The sequence below is a fragment of the Pedobacter sp. 01N416 genome (assembly GCF_056399685.1).
This window is the reverse complement of sequence record NZ_JBFTRT010000614.1, coordinates 1-5,516: the sequence shown is the minus strand read 5'-3', so window position 1 is coordinate 5,516 and position 5,516 is coordinate 1. Positions and strand designations below refer to the sequence as shown.

Sequence of the window (5,516 nt, the reverse complement as noted above, 5' to 3'; positions counted from 1 at the left end):
GCTTTTAAGAAATGATCTACAGATCCTGTTTCATTGAATACTACATCAAAATATCGCGTATATCTATATTCAGACATAATCCATGTTCCGAAACCAACACGAGTCGCACGACCAAAACCAAACCATTRTCCTAAATCATCAGAATCTGTAAAATATTTATTTAATCTAGCGTCTGGACAATTAGTGATAGGAGGCAAACGCTTTACACCATTAGGAAAAGGGTAAACTGAGTTTGGATCATTTGGAGCCATTAGGTGTAAAAGCCATTGACTTCCTCTAATATATTGTGCATTATGTAGCCAAAAATAGTTAGATCCTTCATCACGAGTCATTACTTTTCCTCTCCATCCCTGTTTGTATTGAACAGAAAAATTTTGTTGTAATCCATTATGTGCATACTGCGCTACTTTTGCCCAATCAGTTTGTGCATTTTCAGCTGGAGTACGTGCATTGTTTACCAAAAAACGAGCAGCCATAGAATTGGCAAACTGAAGAAGTGTTGCTTTATTAAAAGTCTGACCTGGTATTATTTCGCTATAATCACCATCTAAAGGGTCTCCTTGAATTATTTTAATTGCATTATCAAGTTGCCCCATTGCAAAAGCCATAACCTCTTTAGACGATTTTGTATTTGCTTTATAATCAAATGTCAATGCATCATCTTTATCTGTAAACAAGTATGCCTTGTCATAAAGCAATGCAATATTACCATATAATAATGCTTGTATAATTACTTTCAAAATCACGACAAGAAGTGAAATTGAATATGGCTATTATAGCCAATAGTACTGTAAGAATTTTTTTCATAATTATCTAATTTAAAATGTTATAGAAACTGATCCACTTACCAATCTTGGAGAAGGGTAACGATTGTTACTATCAAATCTAAAAGTGCCCGCATCCACACCTCCTTGGCTTGATCCTGTTTCTGGGTCAAATCCTGGATATTTAGTGAATACTAACAGGTTACGACCCACTAGGTTAAAACGAATATTTTTTACAAACTTTAAACTATTTACTTTCAAATCATATGATAAAGACACCTCACGAAGTTTTACAAATGTTCCATCAAATACCAACGCATCATTGTCCCAACCTAACAATCCTGAATATTGACCACCATTGCCATAATATGTTGCCGATTTTTGCTCATTTAGAGCCAAACTTGATTGATCAAATAACTTTGGTTCCGTCATATAACGAACCGAGTGATTATAAACCGCTCCTCCTTGTTGCCAACTCCATAACATATAAAACGTGAATTTTTTGTATGTAAGAGTGGTATTGAAGTTCATTGTAAAATCTGGAGTTGTATTTATTGAAGCAGCCGGTAATGCAACACCATTATTATCGGTCACTTTTATAGGCGTTTCATTTATAGTTCCTATTGCGTCACGTTTAACCACAAAACCTTGATTATTAACCACAAATATTTCATTAACTGATGTGCCAACAGGAACCTGGTTTGCAACCTCATTCAAATTATGTGCAAACTTATCTAGTAAAAGTGTTCCGAAAGCGACCTCTTTCTGGATTATAAAACGAGTTCCATCAATAAAATAAGGTGTCGCATTTAATTGAGTTACCTTTTGGGTATACTTGTCGAATGTTGTTTTAAAATCAAGACTCCAATTAGTTTTTTGAAGAATATTAGCGCTCAATGTAGCTTCATATGCATTTGATTTCATAGCAGCTGCATTTTGCCATTGATAAGCAGCGCCTGAAAGTGGACTAACAGGAACTTTAAGTATCAAATCCGTGTTATTTGTATATGAATAGTTAAGGTTCAAGGTGAATCTTTTCAAGAAACTAATATCAGTTCCTATTTCCCATTCTTTTGAGAAAGACGGTTTTAATTTTGAATTACCTAAAGTTTCTTGATTTCCGGTAACACCTTGATTAAGTGCGAAGGTCTCATTGATTGCGCCGAAAGGAGGTCTTAAACCAGCCGTTCCTAATGAAGAACGTAATTTCCATTCATCAATACCTTTTATTTTATAATCTTCAGAGATACGCCATGCTCCTGAAACACGGTAGAAATTTTGCCATCTAACGTCTGGACCAAACAATGAAGAAGCATCACGACGTATTAAAGCATCAACTATATATTTAGATTTGTAATCTACGGCAGAAATTAATGAATAATTATAGGCATTCGTTGACGTGATAGCAGAGTTTACCGAAGGTATTGCACCTGCATTAAGAGTTGTCAAATCAAACCCTCCCAGCGCTAATTGGGATGCTGATCCAGATAAGTTATTATAAGTTGAAGATTCATATAAAAACTGGGCTTTGCTAACAGTATTAAAATTACCTATCTTTTTAATATATGATCCTTCAAATGCTATATTTTTATCTTTACTTTCATACATTGACCGGTTAATGCTACCAATCCCTTCATTTAGATAATAGTCTAACGTTCCTTTAGGTTGCATATAGAATGATGAGCCTGTATTCTGTATTACCCCATAAGATGCCTTAATGTATAAATCAGGCGTAAAATCGTAATTAAGACTAGAAAAAGAATTTAATGTTTTACCCGTATTTGTATTTTTGGTATTGTTTATTGTATACAATGGATTTGGTGCAGCATCAGTTAATGTATTAACATTTACCAACGTAATTCGTTTGATATCCTCCTGGGTTAAAAAATTGTTTTATATGATCGTATGTTGTTGGATAAAGATTCTTGTAAATTTGATCTGGAGATACATCCGAAGTTACTACACCGTTTTGAACGATGCGGTTAGTTGCACTTGATTGTTTTGGTACAAATCCTAAAGAATTTTGTCCATACTCTGATCTAACATCAACCTCAACCTTACCTGCACTCATTGATGATCCTCGTTTTGTCGTGATATTTACAACACCATTTGCAGCACGAGAACCATACAAAGAAGATGCAGCAGCACCTTTTAAAACCTCAATTGAAGCAATGTCATCTGAACTAATATTATTCAAATCGGCACCTAAAACACCGTCGATAATAACTAATGGACTTGATCCGCCTGTAATAGATTTTGCTCCTCGCAATTGAATGTCAAAGCCTGCACCTGGTTCACCACTTCTAGCCACCATTCTCACTCCCGCCATTTTTCCTTGCATTGCAAGGGCAGCATCATTTGCAGGTACTTGCTTAAGTTGTTTTTCTGTTAGTTTCTCTATTGAAAAACCCAGTTTTTTAACTGCAGTCCCTTTGGCAACCCCAGTAACTATAACCTCATCTAAAGAATTAGACTTGCTAGTCATCACTATCCTACCTAAAGCTTTGCCATCAAATACAACTTCCTTGTTGTCAAAACCAATAGATGAAAAAACCAGCGTTTGCTTATCTTCAACGGAAATTGTAAAATTTCCATCATTATCAGAAATCGTGTAATGGGGAGTACCTTTGACAACAACGTTAACACTAGGAATCGGATTTTTATTTTCGTCAACTACTTTCCCTTTTACACTTGTCTGTTGTGCGTAAATATTCATGTGCACAGCACAAAGTGCAAATAAAATAAATTTAATTTTTTTTAACATAGTTATTTTTTTTATTTATTTAAATAATAATTTCGGCATTTAAGGCAACTTGGCCATACCAATCATAACTGTAAAACATTTCATCTTCAATCATATATATATAATTTTGATTCTAAGGGTATTTCTCCCTTTATTGTCTTTTTCTTCATAATTTTTAATGGTTTTTTTAGTTATTATTATAGTTTAAGGTTTTTATAAAATTTTTAGATAATCTTTTTTTTAAAGGCCCTGCAATAGTTTTTATTAATTAATCAGAATCAACGGACAGGAAATTCTGTAATTCTCAATTTTGTACACCCAAAAGGAATTAATTTAATAGTTTCCTCTTCATCGGACAACTTGTCGCCCATTTGTGAAAAATATTGAATCGGTCCGGGTGATCCTTTATATTCTCCCCATGGTAATCGTCTTGCTTTTATACTCAGCGTAACAGGTGCGTCTTGTAAAGTCCAAGGATATCGAGCGATCTCTTTCTTTTGAGTTACAGTAACCGATTCTTGAAGTTTTTCGGCTTTCAGGTATTTTCCCATCAAACAATAATTCCAAGGTGAATCCGAAGTTATTTCGTGATAATTACCAAACTTAACCGGGTCGTTTTTTTGCTCCCATTTTTCATTCATTTTCAAACTATACAACAGTGGTCCTCTTTCTATAACTGCAGCTCCGTCATACCAATAACTCACGGATACTTTCATCGGGAAATTCACGGTCAATTCATCCCCGTTATTCCAAACTCTATTTATTTTTAAAATCCTATCGGCTTGAACCAAAGTTTCAAGTTTTTTACCATTCAGGAAAAGCTCAGGATTTTCGCACCAAGCAGGAACTCTAAGGTGAAATGGAAAACTGCTCTGTTTTACTTTTTTATCTACAAATTGAAAGTGAAATTTCATGCTTTCCTTAAATGGATAATCTGTAAATTCAGTAATTTTAACATTCGTTCCGTTTGCTACCTTTGCTATTACTTCAGAAGGTGCATAAAGCAATGCCGCAATGCCATTGTCTGCCGTGGCATACCAAAGATTTTGAGTGAATTTAGGCCAGCCTTGGTGCATATTGGTGGTACAACAAGGATATCCAGTAAGCAATCCCATCAAGTTATCCGTGTTACTGTGAGAGGTCACAAAATTTCTAGATTCCTTTGTCATCGAAGTTTGATTGATTTGCTGATAATATTGTCTTTCATTAAAATCAGCACTAATTTGAGAAGGTAAAACATTGTACGTGATACGTTCTAATTGATCCGCCCATTGCACATTACCAGTAATTGCAAGCATATTTTCAAGTGAAAACATCATCTCTACGGCCGTACACAATTCAGAGCCCTGTGTTGGATTTCCAAAACGTAACATTTCATCGGCAGCCCATAATCCTGTTGGAAAAGCAATAGTATTTCGCATATCATTTATTGCTTTTTTAGGAGCAAGTGCATATTTCAGATCTTTATTGGCTTGAGAATAAATCGTTGGTGCTTTAAAACCTTGAGCCAAATTAACACCGTGTGTACTATTCTGACGGGATAGATCATCTCGATTCAAAAATACATCAGTCCAATCAAACGTCTGTTTATGAATCAATTCCCCTAACTCCAATAAGAATTTATCACCTGTTATAGAATAAAGCCAATACACCACCATCAAATTATCACCTCCCCTTTGTTCTCCCCAAAAGGTCCATTTCCCCAAAGGATCTTTAGGTAATTCTTTCAGTTGGTATTTAAAATAGTTCGTCAAAAATGGGATTACCCGTTTATCGTTAGTTGCCGAATAATATTGTTGCATTATTTTCAGCACCACCATTTTTGGCCACCAATCTTTTGCGTTATCTCGTTGCAATCCTGGTTCTGGGCCACGGTCCGTGTCAGGTCCGAAGTAGCCACTTTCTTTTTGTGAAGCAAGAGTCCATTCAATCCAAGGTTGCACCTTGTTGATTAATTTTTGGTCCTTCATAATATAAGCTAATGGCAAAAGACCATCAACCCAGTAAGG

At 35.2% G+C, this 5,516-nt stretch carries 4 protein-coding genes; all 4 read right to left on the bottom strand.

Annotation, left to right across the window (positions count from 1 at the left end):
- A partial coding sequence (locus tag AC1DND_RS24660; RefSeq protein ID WP_477585198.1) for a hypothetical protein occupies positions 1-740 on the bottom strand: 740 nt, incomplete at its 3' end.
- Between the two features lie 78 nt (positions 741-818).
- Positions 819-2,618, bottom strand: a complete 1,800-nt coding sequence (locus AC1DND_RS24655; protein ID WP_477585197.1) for a TonB-dependent receptor — start codon at positions 2,616-2,618, stop codon at positions 819-821.
- Positions 2,605-3,528, bottom strand: a complete 924-nt coding sequence (locus AC1DND_RS24650) for a TonB-dependent receptor plug domain-containing protein (protein WP_477585196.1) — start codon at positions 3,526-3,528, stop codon at positions 2,605-2,607. Before AC1DND_RS24650 ends, AC1DND_RS24655 begins: the two co-directional genes overlap by 14 nt.
- A gap of 257 nt (positions 3,529-3,785) precedes the next feature.
- Positions 3,786-5,516: beta-L-arabinofuranosidase domain-containing protein (locus AC1DND_RS24645; protein ID WP_477585195.1), on the bottom strand; the 1,731-nt coding region annotated here is incomplete at its 5' end.

What these genes read in the sequence shown, in the direction of transcription:
- AC1DND_RS24650 (WP_477585196.1), bottom strand. Translation starts at nt 3,528, where the DNA reads ATGTTAAAAAAAATTAAATTTATTTTATTTGCACTTTGTGCTGTGCAC.